Consider the following 16,245-nt stretch of genomic DNA (forward strand, 5'->3'; position numbering starts at 1 on the left):
GTGTCAACTGCGGTGGTGTTTCAGCAGGGGACTTCGGCGCCCTTGCGCGCGTACCACCACCAGGTCACCAGGATGCAGCTGACGTAGTAGGCGGCGAAGCAGTACAGCGCCGCCTCCGGGCCGCCGGTCAGCTCGATCGAACTGCCATAGGCCTTGGGGATGTAGAAGGCGCCGTAGGCAGCGAGCGCCGAGCTGAAGCCGAGCACCGCGGCCGATTCCTTGCCGGCGTCCTTCAGCGCCTGGGCCAGTGCCGCCTCACCCTGACCGGCGACTTCGCGGCTGCGCTCGGTGCGGAAGATGATCGGGATCATGCGGAAGGTCGAGCCGTTACCGATGCCAGTGGTGACGAACAGCAGCATGAACATCGCCAGAAAGCCGTAGAAGTCGCCGCCACGGGTGCCCGAGGGCAGGAAGTAAAGCACGCCGAACACCGCCGCGATCATCACCACGAAGTTCCACAGCGTGACGCGGGCACCGCCGAGCTTGTCGGCCAGCCAGCCGCCGACCGGACGGATCAGCGCACCGACCAGAGGGCCGAGGAAGGCGTACTTGAGCGCGTCGATCCCCGGGAACTGGGTCTTGATCAGCATCGGAAAGCCGGCGGCGTAGCCGATGAACGAACCGAAGGTGGCGATGTACAGCCAGCTCATCAGCCAGTTGTGCTTGCGTTTGAAGATCACCGACTGCTCGCGGAACGAGGCGCGCGCCGAGGCGACGTCGTTCATGCCGAACCAGGCGGCCAGCGTGCACAGCACGATGAACGGCACCCAGATGAAGCCGGCGTTCTGCAGCCACAGCTGGCTGTGCAGCTCGCCCTTGGTGAAGGTCTGCGGATCGCCGGCCAGGCCGCCGAAGATGCCGCCGGTGATCGCCAGCGGCACCAGGAACTGCATCACCGAGACGCCGAGGTTGCCGAGTCCGGCATTGAGGCCGAGCGCCGTGCCCTGCTGACTCTTCGGGTAGAAGAAGCTGATGTTGGCCATCGACGAGGCGAAGTTGCCGCCGCCGAAGCCGCACAGCAGTGCGATGACGACGAAGGTGGTGTACGGCGTTGCGGTGTCCTGTACCGCAAAGCCCATCCACAGCGCCGGGATCAGCAGCGAGGCGGTGCTCAGCGTGGTCCACAGCCGGCCGCCGAAGATCGGCACCATGAACGAATAGAAAATGCGCAGCGTCGCCCCGGACAGCCCCGGCAGCGCTGCCAGCCAGAACAGCTGGTTGGTGGAGAACTGAAAGCCGATGCCGTTGAGGCGCACGGTCACGGCGCTCCACACCATCCACACGGCGAAGGCGAGCAGCAGCGCCGGGATCGAGATCCACAGGTTGCGCGCGGCAATGCGCTTGCCTTCCTGCTCCCAGAACTGCGCATCCTCCGGGCGCCAGTCCTGCAGCACGTGAGATTTCACGGGTGAGTTCAAGACTTTGGTGGTCATGGGATTTTACCTGTCGTTCGGCGCGACCGGGGCGGTCGCGCCGCGGGGGGAGGAGACGGGCGGCGGGCGATACGGGATGGCTCAGGCCTGGCTGGCGGCGTGGGTGGCCGGCGTGCCGTGTTCGGCGAGTTCCGGCAGATCCTTCGGGCCGCGCAGCTCGGGGATCTGGCGTTTTTCCATGCGGCGGATGGCGAAGTGCATCCACAGCAGGGACACCACGACGATCACGAACATCAGCATGAAGCAGCTCTGGCGGATGCCGGTGAGGTCGTTGAGGGCACCGAACAGGATCGGCAGGATGAAGCCGCCGAGACCGCCGATCATGCCGACCATGCCGCCGACCGAGCCGACGTGATCCGGGTAGTAGACCGGGATGTGCTTGTAGACCGCGGCCTTGCCGAGCGACATGAAGAAGCCGAGGACGAACACCAGCAGGGTGAACTGCGCCGGCCCGGTCGCCATGGAGAAGCTGAAGGTGGTGTCGTTCATGCCGTGGACGACGTAGTCGGTCGGCGGGTAGGAGAGGATGAACAGCACCAGCGCGCTGACGCTGAAGGTCACGTACATGATGGAGCGGGCGCCGTAGCGGTCGGACAGCCAGCCGCCGAGCGCACGGAACACCGAGGCGGGGATCGAGTAGGCGGCGCCGATCATGCCGGCGGTGGTGATCGCCATGCCGTAGTTGCCGGTCAGGTAGCGCGGCAGCCACAGCGCCAGCGCGACGAAGCCACCGAACACGAAGAAGTAGTACAGCGAGAAGCGCCAGACCTGCAGATGACGCAGCGGTTCGAGCTGCTTCATGAACGGCACGGCCTTGTGGCCGTGACGGCGGCGCTCGGCCAGGCTCGGGTCATCCTCGGTCATGAACCAGAAGGCCACCGCCATGATCGCGATCGCCGCGGCCCACACCAGCGCCACCGCCTTCCAGCCGAGCGCGACCATCACGAACGGTGCGCAGAACTTGGTCACCGCGGCGCCGACGTTGCCGGCACCGAAGATGCCGAGCGCCGTGCCCTGCTGGCTGGCCGGGTACCACTTGGAGACGTAGGCCACACCGACCGCGAAGGAGCCGCCGGCGACGCCGACGCCGAGTGCGGCGATCAGGAACATCTCGTAGGTGGTGGCGAAGGTCAGCAGCATCGTGGCCACCGCCGCCGCCAGCATCACCGCGACGTAGACGATGCGGCCGCCGATCTGGTCGGTCCACACGCCGAGCACCAGACGCACCAGCGAGCCGGTCAGGATCGGCGTGCCGACCAGCAGGCCGAATTCGGTATCGTTGAGGCCAAGCTGCTTTTTGATCTGGATGCCGATGATCGAAAAGATCGTCCACACCGCAAAACAGATGGTGAAGGCGAGCGTGGACATCACCAGCGCTCGGGTTTGTCTGGACTTGGCAATCGTCATGATCGGGGACTCCCGCTGCCATTGGAAAACGCGGTGCATGCTGAGCATCGAACATGGCTAATTACTTGATTTAAATCAGATGCTTAGATTGGTGGTAGGGGGCTTGTGGCAACCCTCTACCACTTTCGGGTGAGCCGTTTTCGGCGTGCAAGTCATTGATCGCCCGTGCCTTGCCGCCGAGCAGGGCGGCGGCGACGACGGTACGGGTATCCCTCCGCTGCGCCGCGGGCGATGGTGTGCGGGCGGCGGGCTACCCCCGCGCGATTACCGCCACCGCGTGCGTGCACCTGCGGCCACTCTTGAGCAACATCATGTGCACCTGCAGCGGGGCTCCCGAGGCTCTGCCACGCTGTAGTTCACCGTCGACCGGCAAGAGGATTTCCGGCATGACCCGACCATCGCTGCGCGACTCGCTGACCCTGCGCATGGGCCTGCTGCTGGGCGGCATCGTGATGCTGGCCCTGGTGGCGATGAGCAGCGCGATCCTCATCGTGCAGGCCAGTTCCGGCGACGCCGCGGCGATCAACATCGCCGGCTCGCTGCGCATGCAGACCTACCGCATCGCCACCCGGCTGGAAGCTGCCCGCGACGGCGCCGCGCTGAGCCCGGAACTCGATTCCTTCGAGCGGCGGCTGCACAGCGCGGCGCTGCAGGGGGCGGTGCCGCGCGATGGCGGGGACGACCGCCGCATCGCGCTGGCCGGCATCGAGACGCGCTGGCAGCAGGACATCCGGCCGCTGGCGCAGACGCTGTCGACGCAGCCGCCGGGCGAGCGTCTGAGCGGCGCGCTGAGCACCTTCGATGGCTTCGTCGCCGATCTCAATGACTTCGTCGCCCGCCTCGAACAGCACGCCGAGGCCAAGCTGCGCTGGCTGCGCGTGGTACAGGGCTCGGCGCTGACGGTGGCGGTGCTGCTGGCGCTGCTGGCCTGGGCGCAGGTGCGCCGCTGCGTGCTGCCACCGCTGTATGACCTGCTGGCGCTGGCCGAGCGGGTGCGCCACGGTGACTTCGGCGGCCGCGCCGCGCATGTCGGCAATGACGAATTCGGCGTGCTCGGTCATGCCTTCAACGCCATGGCCAGTGATCTGTCGAAGATGTATGCAGACCTCGAAAGCCGCGTCGAACAGCAGACGCGGGCGCTGCGCCATTCCAACCGCGCGCTGGAGCTGCTCTACGCGACCACCCGCCGGCTCAATGACACGCCGCCGACCGACGCCGTGCTGCTGGACGTACTCGACGAGGTCGAGCGCTTCACCGGCGCCGAGGCCAGCAGCCTGTGTCTGGTCGATGCCAGCCACAAGGACGGCGCCGCCGCGGAGGTGCCGCCGCATTACAGCCGCTGCGTCGGCCGCGGCTGCATCGAGCCGCTGGCGCAGCGCCCGGGCACGCTGTCGATCCCGGTACTGGATCAGGGTCAGCATTACGGCGTGCTGCTGCTCGCCAGCCCGCGCCCCGGCAGCGGCGACAGCGCCGAGCGCCAGCTGCTGGAAACCGTCGCCCGTCACATCGCCGCCAGCCTGCGCGCGCGCCAGCAGGAGGTGTCCAAGCGCCGGCTGGCCCTGCTCGAAGAACGCAACGTCATCGCCCGTGAGCTGCACGACTCGCTGGCGCAGTCGCTGTCTTACCTGAAGATCCAGGTCAGCCGCCTCAGCGGCGCCCTGCCGCCGGAGCAGCCACCGGTGGTCGGCGAGGTGCTCGGCGAGCTGCGCGAGGGGCTCAGCAGCGCCTACCGCGAACTGCGCGAGCTGTTGACCACCTTCCGCATCACCATGGAAGAAACCGGCCTGCAGCCGGCGCTGGAAAAAGCGCTGAAGGAATTCGCCACTCGCGGTGCCATCCACACCGAACTCGACTACGCCCTCGGCGGCCACCTGCTCAGTCCGCACCAGGAGATTCACGTGCTGCAGATCGTGCGCGAGGCGCTGTCGAACATCGTCCATCACGCCCGCGCCGAAACCGCCCGCGTCAGCCTGCAGCGCGTCGGCGAGTTCATCCGCGTCACCATCGACGATGATGGCGTCGGCCTGCCGCAGCAGCCCGAGCGCGAACGCCATTACGGCCTGACCATCATGCGCGAGCGCACCCGCAGCCTGCACGGCGAGATCCGCCTGTCCAACCACGAACCGCACGGCTGCCGTGTCGAAATCGACTTTCCGGCGGCTGCCACGGCCGCCGATCACCCCGCCGAGGAGTATTTGCCCCATGTCTGACAGCCCGCAAACCCTGCTGGTGATCGACGATCACCCGCTGCTGCGTAAAGGCGTCTCCCAGCTCGTCGCACTTGAGCCGGAGATGAAACTGATCGGCGAAGCCGCCGACGGCAGTGAGGGGCTGCGCCTGGCTCGCGAGCTCAACCCCGACCTGATCCTGCTCGACCTGCAGATGCGCGGCGTCGACGGCCTGGAGACGCTGAAGGCCATCAAGGCGCTCGATCTGGATGCACGGGTGATCATGTTCACCGTCTCCGACGCCGAAGAAGACGTGCTCGCCGCGCTGCAGGCCGGGGCCGACGGTTATCTGCTCAAGGACATGGAACCCGAGGAAATGCTCAACTCGCTGCGTCTGGCCGCGCGCGGACGGCTGGTGCTGTCGGCACCGATCACCGAGCTGCTGGCGCGTTCGCTGCGCAGCGAGCAGGCCGTCGGCGCCACGCCGGTCAGCGACCTCACCGACCGCGAGCATCAGATCCTGCTGCAGATCGCCGCCGGGCGCAGCAACAAGCTGATCGCCCGCGAGCTCAACATCACCGAGGGCACCGTCAAGGTCCACGTCAAGCACCTGCTGAAGAAGCTCAGCCTGCGCTCGCGCGTCGAAGCCGCGGTCTGGGCGGTGAAGACCGGCATCGCTCCGCGGGCCTGAGTGTGGGGTGACATATCGTTCGCGCACGTGGCTGGACTACGCTCGACGCAGCTGCATGACGATTGCGGCCTGTCCCAAGGAGAACCACGATGCCCGGACGCCTTGATTTCGAACTACAGCCCTCGCGCAGCACCCGGCGCGCAGCGGATGCACCGTGCTGTCGCATCCTGGTGCTGGCCGATCTGCGCGCCGATGCGCAGCGCCCGCCATTGGCTGAACGTTCGCTGTACCCGATCGCCCACGACACGCTCGACCGCGCCTGCTCGCTGTTCGCCCCGCAGCTGAAGCTGAGCGGGCAGGAGCGGCTGCCGGCGCTGAGTCTCGATTTCCGCTGCATCGACGATTTTCACCCCGATGCACTGCTGGCGCGCGTGCCGCTGTTCGCGCAGCTGGCGCAGGCGGCGCCGCAGCTCGCCGCGGCGCTGCCGGCGGCGGCCACGCCGTCCCGCCCGGCCCAGGAGGACAACCCGTTCGCCGCGCTGCTCGGCGGCGACATCGGCGAAGCCGCCCGCCGCGGTGCCGATGACTTCATCCGCAAACTGCTCGGCCCGGTCGGTACGCCGGCCGCCGATCCGCGCCATCAGGTGCTCGGCGCCGCGGCCGATCTGGCGCGCGCGCAGCTGCTGCGCGCGCTGCTGCACGAACCGCGCTTCCAGCGTCTGGAAGCGGCCTGGCGCGGCCTCGGCTGGCTGCTGGCCGAGCTCGACGCCGATGCCGGCACGCAGGTCGACGTGTTCGAGCTGTCGCGGGAGGAGCTGGCCGCCGACCTGATGGCTCCGGCGCCCTGTCTGCCGGGCCTGTTCTCCGCGGCGGCAGAAGCCGGTGCGCCATACGCGATGATCGTCTGCGATTTCGGCTTCGCCGCCAGCCGCGAGGACGTGCTGCTGCTCGCCGCGCTCGGCGGCATGGCCGATGCGCTCGGTGCGCCGCTGCTCGCCGGCTTCGATCCGCAGCTCGCTGCCGATCCGGCGGCCTTCGCCGAAAGTGAAGGAGCCACCCTGCTGCATGCGCTGGCACGCACGCCGGGGGCGGCCCGTCTCGGTCTGGCGCTGCCGCGCCTGCTGCTGCGCCGGCCTTACGGCAAGCGTTCCGATCCGCTGGACACGCTGGACTTCGAGGAAATCGACGCCGACTGGCAGCCGTGTCGCGCGCTGTGGGGCAGTCCGGCCTGGGGGCTGGCGCTGCTGATCGGCCGTGGCTTCCTTGCCGCCGAGGGCTGGGACTTCGCGCCGGACAATGAGCTCGAACTGCTGGACCTGCCGCTGGCGCTGTACCCGCAGGCGGGGGATGTGGCGATGCTGCCCTGCGCCGAACGCTTTCTCAGTGACGCGGCGGCCGAGGCCATCGATGCCCTTGGCCTGATGCCGCTCATCAGTCGGCGCGAGCGCAATGCGGTGCGGCTGTTCCGTTTCCGCTCGCTGGCCGGCGCGCTGCGCGGACGCTGGCGCGGCTGAGGTGCCCGGGACCGCCGGCGCGTGTCAGCGCGCGCCGGGCTGGTAGAGGCGGTCGAACTCGCCGCCGTCGGCGAAATGACGGGCCTGCGCCTGCTGCCAGTTGCCGAAGTCATCGGCCAGCGTGAACAGCCTGAGCTGCGGGAAGCGCTGCTGATAGCGCGCCGCCACCGTTGCATCGCTCGGCCGGTAGAAGTGCTCGGCGGCCAGCTGCTGCGCCTCGGGACTGTACAGATGCTGCAGATACGCCTCGGCGACGGCTCGCGTGCCGTGGCGCTCGACGATCTTGTCGACCAGCGCCACCGGCGGCTCGGCGAGGATGCTCAGCGGCGGCGTGACGATTTCCACGGCATCGGCGCCGGCCGTCTGCAGCGCCAGCAGCGCCTCGTTCTCCCAGGCCAGCAGCACATCACCGATGCCGCGTTGCAGGAAGGTCATCGTCGCGCCGCGGGCACCGGTATCGAGCACCGGCACGTGATGGAACAGACGACCGACGAACTCGCGCGCGCTCGCCTCGCTGCCACCCGGCTGGCGCAGTGCCCAGCCCCAGGCGGCGAGGTAGTTCCAGCGCGCACCGCCGGAGGTCTTCGGATTCGGCGTGATCACCTCGACGCCGTCCTTGACCAGATCGCCCCAGTCATGGATGCCCTTCGGATTGCCCTTGCGCACCAGGAACACGATCGTCGAGGTGTACGGCGCCGACTGGTGCGGCAGGCGCTGCTGCCAGTCGGCGGCGATCAGACCGGACTGGGCGATGGCGTCGATGTCGTAGGCCAGCGCCAGCGTCACCACGTCGGCTTCCAGCCCGTCGATCACCGAGCGTGCCTGCTTGCCGGAGCCACCGTGCGACTGACGCATGGTGATGCGGTCGCCGGGGTGCTGCTGCTGCCAGTAGCGTGTGAACTGGGCGTTGTAGGCCTGGTAGAACTCACGGGTCGGATCGTAGGAGACATTGAGCAGTGTCAGCTCGGCCGCAGAGCTGCTCAGCGTGAAGGCGCACAGCAGGCCGGTGAGCAGCGCGCGGTAGCGTGGGGACAGACACATCGGAAACACTCCGGTAGCACCCGATGGGGGAATGCCCGGTCCTACGCAGACGCCGTGCCAGAGCCCGCGCTGTGTCTTCAATCGCTTGATTAATCACCGGTTAGTGGTATTTACCGGATTTCATCAGACATTGCGTCCGTGATATTTGATGGAATACCCATGAGATATGATGGCCTGATCCCATCATATGTGACGGATCATTCATGTTTGAGCCTGCGCTTTCACCGGATCTGCTGCTCGCCGTCTGGCGCCTGCTGCCGCGGGCACAGCCGCTCGCCAGCCTGCTGGAGCCGCTGCGCCGCCTGCTGGGGCTGGAGGATGTCGGGCTGTGCGGCGTCGATGCGCCGACGCAGCAACTGCTGTGTCAGCGTGCGCGCCAGCCCTGTGCCGCGCTGGCGCTCGATGCCGACCGGCTGCAGCGGCTGGCGGACTGGTGTCACCACGCGGCGCGCACGCCGCAGGCGCTGGCGGAGCTGCCCTGGCTGCCACTGGATGCCGCCGGCAGCTGGGTGCTGGCGCTCGACGGCGAGCCGCCGGCGCTGGCGCTGTTCACAGCGACCGCCGGCACGGTTGATGCCGCGCGCCGCGCGCAATGGGCGGCGCTGGCCGAACCGCTCGCGCTGGCCGTCGAGCTGGCGCGCCAGCGCCGGCGCATCGAGGATCTCGAAGCGCTCAGCGAGCGCCTGCGCGAGCAGCCGGTCGCGCATCGCCCGGTCAGCGGCGAAGCGATCGTCGGTGCCGACGGCGGGCTGCGTCAGGTGCTGGAGCGGGTGCGCCTGGTGGCGTCGACCGACGTGCCGGTGCTGCTGCTCGGCGAGACCGGCTCCGGCAAGGAGGTGATCGCCCGCGCCATTCACGACCACTCGCCGCGCGCCGCCGCCGACTTCGTGCGCGTCAACTGCGGCGCGATTCCACCGGAACTGATCGACTCGGCGCTGTTCGGCCACGAGCGCGGTGCCTTCACCGGCGCGACCACCAGCCGGCGCGGCTGGTTCGAGCAGGCCGACGGCGGCACGCTGTTCCTCGATGAGATCGGCGAGCTGCCGCTGGCGGCGCAGGTGCGCCTGCTGCGCATCCTGCAGGACGGCCAGTTGCAGCGCGTCGGTGGCGAGGCGACGGTGCAGCTCGACGTGCGGGTGGTCGCGGCGACCCACCGCGACCTGCCGGCGATGGCGCAGAACGGGCGCTTTCGCGAGGATCTCTGGTACCGGCTGTCGACCTTCCCGATCGTGCTGCCGCCGCTGCGCGAGCGGCGCGAGGACCTGCCGGCGCTGGCAGCGCATTGCGTGCGTCGCGCCGCGCACCGCTTCGGTGTCGCCGTGCCGCCGATCCTGCCGGCGGACCTGGCCCGGCTCGCCGCCTATGACTGGCCCGGCAACGTGCGCGAATTCGCCGCCGTCATCGATCGCGCGATTTTGCTCGGCGAGGGCCGGCGGCTCGACGTGGCCACCGCGCTCGGCACCGCCGCCGCCAGTGCGCCGCCGGCGGTACCGAGCGCGGCCGATGCGGCACCGCCGCTGGCGACCCTCGATGCGGCGATGCGCGAGCATATCGCCCGCGCGCTCGCCGCCTGCGCCGGACGCATCGAAGGGCCGCACGGTGCGGCGGCGGCGCTCGCCATCAATCCGCATACGCTGCGCGCGCGCATGCGCCGGCTCGGCCTCGACTGGCGCCGCTACCGGCCGCTCTGACGGCGCAGCAGACGGCGCCAGACACGGCTGAAAAAACCCTCGCGCAGCCGTCGCAGCTTGCGCAGCAGCGCATGCGTCGCCTGCCACAGCGGCTGACGCTGCAGCCAGTCGTGCACGAAGCGGTGAAAACGCAGCAGCTTGTCGTGCGCCCAGGCGAACCAGCCGAGGCTGAGCAGCGCCGGCGCGCACAGCGCATACAGCCGCGCGGCGACCGCGGTGCCGACCAGCTTGGCACTGATGATCGTCAGCAGCCCCGGCAGCAGCGCGCCGCGGGCGATCAGCCACACCGCGGCGAGTTTGAATGGCAGCAGCAGCAGCGCCGGCACGACGAAGGCGGTCGCTGCGCCCCACGGCGGCAGCGCCGCGATGCGGGTTTCCAGCGCCCGCACCGCCGGCAGGCGGCCGAGGGCCGCCATTGCCCGTGCGATCGGCTGCCAGCCCCATTCTTCGAACAGCAGTACGAGGGCGGCCAGCAGCGCCAGCGGGCTGACCAGCCAGCGGCGCCAGCGGCTGCGGTGCGGTTGTGGTGTCGACATCACCGCTGCACCGTGATGAGGTGGCCGGCGGCTGCCGGATTTATCAGTTTATCCACAAAATCCGTGGATGAGTTTCTGTAATGCGCGATATTTTTCAGATTCATCATGGGTTTGTGCGATTGGGTAAAATTTGATCAGTCGTCGACATCGCGGCCGGTCTTCAGCCGCAGCGCCCGAGCAGGCGATCGAGCGTGCGCGCTGCGGCGAACAGGCCGAAGCTCGCGGTGACCGCCATCGCCGCGCCGAAGCCGGCGCAGTTGAGACCGGCGAGGCCGAGTTCGCTGGCGCAGGCGGCCGTCGGCCGCGTCAGCGGCTCGCTCGAATACACGCAATCGATGCCGAAGCGGCGCTTCGGGTCACGCGGAAAACCGTAGTCCTTGCGCAGGCGCTGGCGCAGTTTGGCGAGCATCGGGTCCTGCTCGGTGCGCGCCAGGTCGGCAAGGCGGATGCGCGTCGGATCGGTCTTGCCGCCGGCGCCACCGGAGACCACCAGCGCCACGCCCTGCGCCCGGCACCAGGCCACCAGCGCCGCCTTGGCGCGCACATTGTCGATGGCGTCGATCACCGCATCGCAGCCGTCGAGCAGCTCGGCGGTGTTCTCCGGCGTCAGAAAGTCTTCGATGCACTCGACGCGGCAGTGCGGGTTGATGCGCTCGATGCGCTCGGCGAGGGCTTCGACCTTGGCCGCGCCGAAGGCGCCATCGAGGGCGTGCAGCTGCCGGTTGACGTTGGACTCGTGGATCATGTCGAGATCGATCAGCCGCAGGCCGCCGACGGCGCTGCGCGCCAGCGCTTCGACCGCCCAGCTGCCGACGCCGCCAACGCCGACCACGGCGACGCGGACAGGTTCGAGCCGGGCCAGGGCTCCGGCACCGTACAGCCGGCTGATGCCACCGAAGCGGCGTTCGAAATCGACGGGGGAGGCGGCGCTGCTCACGGTGCGGACTCGGGTGCTGAAACGACGGGGCGCCAAGGTAGCGCATCGGCGCGCGGCGGGCATCCGCGTCGGTTTTGAGTGCACGCATGGTTGAAGTTTGACTGGCAGTCAAAACAGGACTAGCGTGCCACCTATGAGCACCACACCGACGATGGCCCGCAAGGAGCGTGAACGCGCCGCGCGCGAGGAGCTGATCCTTGAGCAGGCCCGGCGCATGCTCGCCGAAAGCGGCTACCTCGATCTCAACCTCGACGAGCTGGCCCGTCGCGTCGAGTACTCCAAGGGCACGCTCTACCAGCACTTCAGCTCGAAGGAAGACCTGGTGATGGCGATCGCGGTGCGCGGCCTGCAGGCGCGTGCCGGGTTGTTCGAGCGGGCGCTGGGGTTTCGCGGTGCCAATACGCGCGAGTGCGTGCAGGCGATCTCGGTTGCCGCCGGCCAGTTCTGCCACGCCTTTCCGGACTATTTCGAGGTCGAAACTCTGGTCAAGCTGTCGAGCTTTGCGCTGCGTGCCAGCGAGCTCCGCCGCAATCAGCTCGGCCTGGCGGTCGGGCGGGGGTTTCGCTGCGTGCAGGGCATCGTGCAGGCGGCGCTGCATCTGGGCGATCTGCCGGCGCACGCGCACCTGGCCCCGGAGCGCATCGCTTTCGCGCTGGCTTCGGTCAGTGTCGGCAGCGAGATCATGGGGCGGCTGCCGGAACTGCGCCTGCTTGCCGGCATCGACAACCTGGCGGCGGTGGTCCGGGAAAACCAGAGCCTGCTGCTCGACGGCTGTGGCTGGAAGCCGCTGCGCAGCGAATACGACATGGCCGCGGTGGACCGGCGCATCCGCGCCGAGGTGTTCCCGGAAGCCAGCTGGCTCGATGTCTAGAATCCAATGTCTGAAAAACGGGTCCGGAATGTCAGTGCATGTAAAAAATTTGACTATTGGTCAATTCTGGACTTTGAGACATGACACCCCCGAGCGGTCGACTGCTCCACCCGGGTCGTTGAGCGGCGATACCCGCCGGTGCGTCGACACACGGGCGCGGCAGGCGATATACCGAAGCAAAAACGCTCACAGTTCCCGCAACCGTCCGGCCGGCGCGCCGACGTGTTCAGCAAAGCCGCGCACGGCGGCTGAAGAGGCATGACCATGCAGTCCACACACCTGTTTCCACGCCGCACGGCGGCCCTGCTGATCGCCCTGGCGGCGGCGGGCTGCAGCGTCGTCGGTCCCGATTTCGTCGCCCCCGAACCGCAGATGCCGGCCGCCTGGCATGAGCGCAGCGCGCAGACCGCGAGCAGCGATGCCGAACTCTCCGCCTGGTGGAAACGCTTCGGCGATCCGCAGCTCGACCGCCTGGTCAGCGAGGCGCTGGCTGCCAACCGCGAGCTGGCGGTCGCCGAAGCCCGCGTGCGCGAGGCGCGGGCGCTGCGTGACGTCGCCGCCGGTGGCGAGCAGCCCTCGGTCGGCCTCGGCGCCAGCGCCGTGCGCAGCGGCGAGAGCGGCAACACGCTGACCGGCCTCAACCTGCAGCGGGCCGGCGAGCACCTGACCAACGATCTCTACCGCGGCGGCGTCGATGCCAGCTGGGAGATCGACCTGTTCGGCGGCATCCGCCGCAATGTCGAGGCGGCACAGGCCGATGCCGCCGCCGCCGAGGCGGCGCGCGTCGCCACCCGCATCGCCGTCGCCGCCGATACCGCCGCCGCCTGGTTCGACCTGCGCGGCTACGCCAGCGAGCTGGCCGCCGTCGAGCGCAACCTCGGCTCGCAGCAGGCCACCGCGCGGCTGGTGCGCGACCGCCGCAGCGCCGGCCTCGCCGCCGATCTCGACGTTGCCCGCGCCGAGGCACAGGTGGCCTCGACCTCGGCGGCACTGCCGCCGCTGCGCGCCGCCGCGCGCCAGGCCGCCTACCGGCTCGACGTGCTGCGCGGGGTAACGCCGGGCAGCGATACCGAGGCGCTGCTGAAAGCCGCGCCGCTGGCCACGCCGAACTGGCCGACGCCGCCGGAAGGCGTGCCGGCCGAGCTGCTGCGCCGGCGCCCCGACATCCTGCGCGCCGAAGCCCAGCTGGCGGCGGCGACCGCGCGGGTCGGCGTCGCCGAAGCCGAGCTGTACCCGAAACTGACGCTGAGCGGCTCGCTCGGCCTGGCCTCGATCAGCACCGGCAATCTCAGCGATTACGCCTCGAAGACCTGGAGTTTCGGCCCGGCGCTGTCACTGCCGATCTTCGAGGGCGGGCGCCTGCGCAGCGCGGTCAAGGCGCGTGAGGCCGGCGTCGACGCCGCCCGCGCGAGCTACGAGCAGACCGTGCTCAGCGCCGTCGGCGAGGTCGAGACCGCCGCTGCGGCGCTGCGCGAGACGCAGGCCCGGCGCAGCGCGCTGCTGACCGCGCAGGAAGCCAACCGCCGCGCGCTCGGCCATGCCAATGACCGCTACGGCGCCGGGCTGGCGAGCTTCCTCGACGTGCTCGATGCCCAGCGCACGCTGTTCCTCGCCGAGACCGAACTGGCGCGCGCCGACCGTGAAGTCGCTGCCGACCAGGTGCGCCTGCACAAAGCGCTCGGTCACGGCTGGTAGCGTCGGCGGGCGACGGGCAGACTGAACTTAGCGACCCATCGGCAGCCCAACTGCCGATGGGTCCGCACGTTGACCGTCGCCCACATCCTGCCGAGAGAACCCTGAATGAGTGTTGCCGTCGTCCGTTCGCGCGTTTCCCAGCTGCTCGAAGACTGCCTGCACGGACATACCGACGAACGCATCAGCCTCGGCGCCTTGCTCGACCGGCTCGGTTCGCGCTCGTTCGGCCTGTTGCTGCTGCTGTTCGCGCTGCCGAACCTGATCCCGCTGCCACCCGGCGTGTCCTCGTTGTTCGGACTGCCGCTGGTGCTGCTCGCCGCGCAGCTGGCCTGCGGTCGCGGCCAGCCGTGGCTGCCGCACTGGCTGCGCCGGCGCTCGCTCAACCGCGCCAGCTTCGAACGCATCGTGCACAAGGCGCTGCCGTGGTTGCGGCGCATCGAGAACCTGCTGTGCGAACGGCTGCGCTGGCTGACCGGCCCGTTTGCCGCGCGCCTGCTCGGTGCCTACTGCCTGCTGATGGCGCTGCTGGTGCTGATCCCGTTTCCCGGCTCGAACATGCTGCCCTCGGCGGTGATCGCGATGGTCGCGCTCGGCCTGCTCGAACGCGACGGCCTGCCGGTGATGCTCGGGCTGTTCTGCGGCGTCGCGGTGTTCGGCGTCATCCGTCTCGCCGTCGGCATGGTCGGTCTGGCCTGAAGCCGCCTCCGCGGCGGCCGGAGGCAAGGCTTCAGGAGGCGCCGCCCGCCGGGCCGGCGGCCTGTGAAATCGCCCGCGCGCGGGCCTTGCGCGAGGCGTTTTTCGCGTAGGACTTCTCGCCCATGCGCTGCGTCAGCAGCCAGATGAATGCCCACCACGGCATGCGTGCGGTCCAGCGGCCGAAGGCCCGCGGCACCCGCTCGCGGCGCTTGCGTTCGGGCCGGAGATGGACCGTTGCCAGTACCACGCCGGCCTGCCCCGGGCCGAGCTGGCCGAGCAGCCTGCCGTCGCTGTCGGCGATGGCGCTGTAGCCGGGAAACTCAATGTCCTGCGCCGGGAAGCCGGCCGGCAGTGTCGTCTGCAGGCGACCGACCTTGTTGGCCATCAGCACCGGAATGCCCATCAGCTGCGCGGTCTGCGCCGTGCCGTCGCGCAGGGCGACGTTGAGCACATCGGCGTCGCGCTGGCGGATCGGGAAGCGGGCCTCGAAGGAGGCGCCGGAAAACGGCCGCAGGTAGAGATCGATGCCGGCCTGCTGCAGCTCGGTATAGCGTTCATAGAGCGCATTTTCAAAGCAGATGCCGACGCCGATGCGGCCGATCGGCGTATCGAACCAGTGCGGATCGCTGCCGCGCGTGAACAGATAGGCCTCGAAGGAGGCGGGCGGGCATTTGCGCACGCGGCCGAGCACCTCGCCCGCCGGGCCGGTGAGCACGAAGGTGTCGTAGAAGTCCTCGCCGTCGGCTTCGAGAAAGCTGGTGCCGAGATAGATGCCGAGGCGCCGCGACAGGGTTTTCATCCAGCGCAGCGACGGCCCGTCGAAGGGTTCGGCGCTGTCCCACAGCGCCTCGCTCAGCGTGTAGCCGCCCGGCGTCAGCTCGGGCAGCAGCACCAGGCGGGCGCCTTCGCGCGCGGCCTTGGTCACGAGGGCTCGCGCGGTGGCGAGATTGCCCGTGCGTGCGCCGGGCTGGCAGGCCAGTTGGATCGTGGCGACGGTCAGTGCATCCGTGTTCATGGGGCGTCCCTGCGGGTCGTTGCGTACGCTCTTCCATTGAAGGATGCGCACACCGCCAATGCCAGTGCATTGCAGCTGTCCAGCGCGGCGACTACCGTGCCGCCGGCCGCGGCGCCACCATGCGCATGTGGAATTTTCCCCGTTACCAGGAGCAGACGACCATGACCCAGCCGAACCTGCCCGCGCGCTCCAGCGCCGGAGCGATGGCATGAGCGCCACCGATTTCTACCCGGATGACCGTCAGCCGACGGTGCGCGTGGTGGCGATGCCGGAGTTCACCAACGCCACCGGCAACATCTTCGGCGGCTGGATCATGGCGCAGATGGATCTGGCCGGTTCGATCATCGCCGTCGAGCGTGCCGACGGCCCGGTGGCGACGGTCGCCGTGCAGTCGATGGCGTTCCACGCACCGGTGCACGTCGGCGACCTGCTCAGCTGCTATGCCGAGATCGAGCGCAGCGGCCGCACCTCGGTGACGGTGCGCATCGACGTCCATGTGCGCCGCCACCAGCGCAGCGCCACGCCGCCGAGCGAAAAGGTCACCGAAGCAGTGATCACCTACGTCAAGGTCGACCCCGAGGGCCGGCCGTCGCCGCTGCCGCAGCCCTGA

Annotated in this window: 14 protein-coding genes; 8 read left to right on the forward strand and 6 right to left on the reverse strand. The window is 69.2% G+C overall.

Going from position 1 to position 16,245, the window contains the following annotated elements; all coding sequences use genetic code 11:
- Positions 1-20: 20 nt before the first annotated feature.
- Together C7443_RS11940 and C7443_RS11945 are read right to left on the reverse strand one after the other, a co-directional pair.
- Positions 21-1,433: a NarK family nitrate/nitrite MFS transporter gene (locus C7443_RS11940; RefSeq protein ID WP_110018846.1), complete on the reverse strand. Its 1,413-nt coding sequence runs from the start codon at positions 1,431-1,433 to the stop codon at positions 21-23.
- Positions 1,434-1,514: 81 nt separating this feature from the next.
- A complete protein-coding gene (locus C7443_RS11945) occupies positions 1,515-2,840 on the reverse strand; it encodes an MFS transporter (protein ID WP_110018847.1) in 1,326 nt (441 codons plus the stop codon).
- Between the two features lie 386 nt (positions 2,841-3,226).
- Here C7443_RS11945 and C7443_RS11950 point away from each other — a divergent pair, with 386 nt between their 5' ends.
- The 3 genes from C7443_RS11950 to C7443_RS11960 all read left to right on the forward strand — a co-directional run bounded on the left by C7443_RS11950 (position 3,227) and on the right by C7443_RS11960 (position 7,153).
- Positions 3,227-5,050 (forward strand): histidine kinase, encoded by a 1,824-nt coding sequence (locus C7443_RS11950; protein ID WP_170123597.1) that lies wholly within the window; start codon positions 3,227-3,229, stop codon positions 5,048-5,050.
- Entirely contained in the window at positions 5,043-5,699 is a 657-nt protein-coding gene (narL, locus tag C7443_RS11955; protein ID WP_110018849.1) for a two-component system response regulator NarL, read from the forward strand. The genes C7443_RS11950 and narL overlap by 8 nt, the downstream gene beginning before the upstream one ends.
- An 89-nt stretch (positions 5,700-5,788) precedes the next feature.
- The gene (locus tag C7443_RS11960) at positions 5,789-7,153 is read left to right on the forward strand and encodes a type VI secretion system contractile sheath domain-containing protein (RefSeq protein WP_110018850.1); all 1,365 of its coding nucleotides are present in this window, start codon (positions 5,789-5,791) and stop codon (positions 7,151-7,153) included.
- A 24-nt stretch (positions 7,154-7,177) separates the two neighbouring features.
- On the opposite strand, the gene C7443_RS11965 is transcribed toward C7443_RS11960, so the two are convergent.
- A complete protein-coding gene (locus C7443_RS11965) occupies positions 7,178-8,194 on the reverse strand; it encodes a sulfate ABC transporter substrate-binding protein (RefSeq protein WP_110018851.1) in 1,017 nt (338 codons plus the stop codon).
- Between the two features lie 203 nt (positions 8,195-8,397).
- Here C7443_RS11965 and C7443_RS11970 point away from each other — a divergent pair, with 203 nt between their 5' ends.
- The gene (locus C7443_RS11970) at positions 8,398-9,885 is read left to right on the forward strand and encodes a sigma-54 interaction domain-containing protein (protein ID WP_110018852.1); all 1,488 of its coding nucleotides are present in this window, start codon (positions 8,398-8,400) and stop codon (positions 9,883-9,885) included.
- Here C7443_RS11970 and C7443_RS11975 read toward each other — a convergent pair.
- Positions 9,870-10,421, reverse strand: coding sequence for a hypothetical protein (locus tag C7443_RS11975; RefSeq protein ID WP_110018853.1), 552 nt, complete (start codon positions 10,419-10,421; stop codon positions 9,870-9,872). The two genes, C7443_RS11970 and C7443_RS11975, sit on opposite strands and share 16 nt — an antisense overlap.
- 160 nt (positions 10,422-10,581) lie before the next feature.
- Complete coding sequence (locus C7443_RS11980; protein ID WP_246004639.1) at positions 10,582-11,358, reverse strand: tRNA threonylcarbamoyladenosine dehydratase; 777 nt, start codon at positions 11,356-11,358, stop codon at positions 10,582-10,584.
- Positions 11,359-11,491: 133 nt separating this feature from the next.
- On the opposite strand from C7443_RS11980, the gene C7443_RS11985 reads away from it, so the two are divergent.
- The 3 genes from C7443_RS11985 to C7443_RS11995 all read left to right on the forward strand — a co-directional run bounded on the left by C7443_RS11985 (position 11,492) and on the right by C7443_RS11995 (position 14,620).
- On the forward strand, positions 11,492-12,229 hold the full coding sequence (locus C7443_RS11985; protein ID WP_110018855.1) for a TetR/AcrR family transcriptional regulator: 738 nt from the start codon (positions 11,492-11,494) through the stop codon (positions 12,227-12,229).
- Positions 12,230-12,493: 264 nt separating this feature from the next.
- Complete coding sequence (locus tag C7443_RS11990) at positions 12,494-13,924, forward strand: efflux transporter outer membrane subunit (protein WP_170123598.1); 1,431 nt, start codon at positions 12,494-12,496, stop codon at positions 13,922-13,924.
- Positions 13,925-14,029: 105 nt separating this feature from the next.
- The gene (locus C7443_RS11995) at positions 14,030-14,620 is read left to right on the forward strand and encodes an exopolysaccharide biosynthesis protein (protein WP_110018857.1); all 591 of its coding nucleotides are present in this window, start codon (positions 14,030-14,032) and stop codon (positions 14,618-14,620) included.
- A 31-nt stretch (positions 14,621-14,651) separates the two neighbouring features.
- On the opposite strand, the gene C7443_RS12000 is transcribed toward C7443_RS11995, so the two are convergent.
- Entirely contained in the window at positions 14,652-15,635 is a 984-nt protein-coding gene (locus tag C7443_RS12000; RefSeq protein WP_170123599.1) for a carbon-nitrogen hydrolase family protein, read from the reverse strand.
- Positions 15,636-15,843: 208 nt separating this feature from the next.
- On the opposite strand from C7443_RS12000, the gene C7443_RS12005 reads away from it, so the two are divergent.
- On the forward strand, positions 15,844-16,245 hold the full coding sequence (locus tag C7443_RS12005; RefSeq protein WP_110018859.1) for an acyl-CoA thioesterase: 402 nt from the start codon (positions 15,844-15,846) through the stop codon (positions 16,243-16,245).

The sequence above is a fragment of the Plasticicumulans acidivorans genome (assembly GCF_003182095.1).
Taxonomy (GTDB): domain Bacteria; phylum Pseudomonadota; class Gammaproteobacteria; order Competibacterales; family Competibacteraceae; genus Plasticicumulans; species Plasticicumulans acidivorans.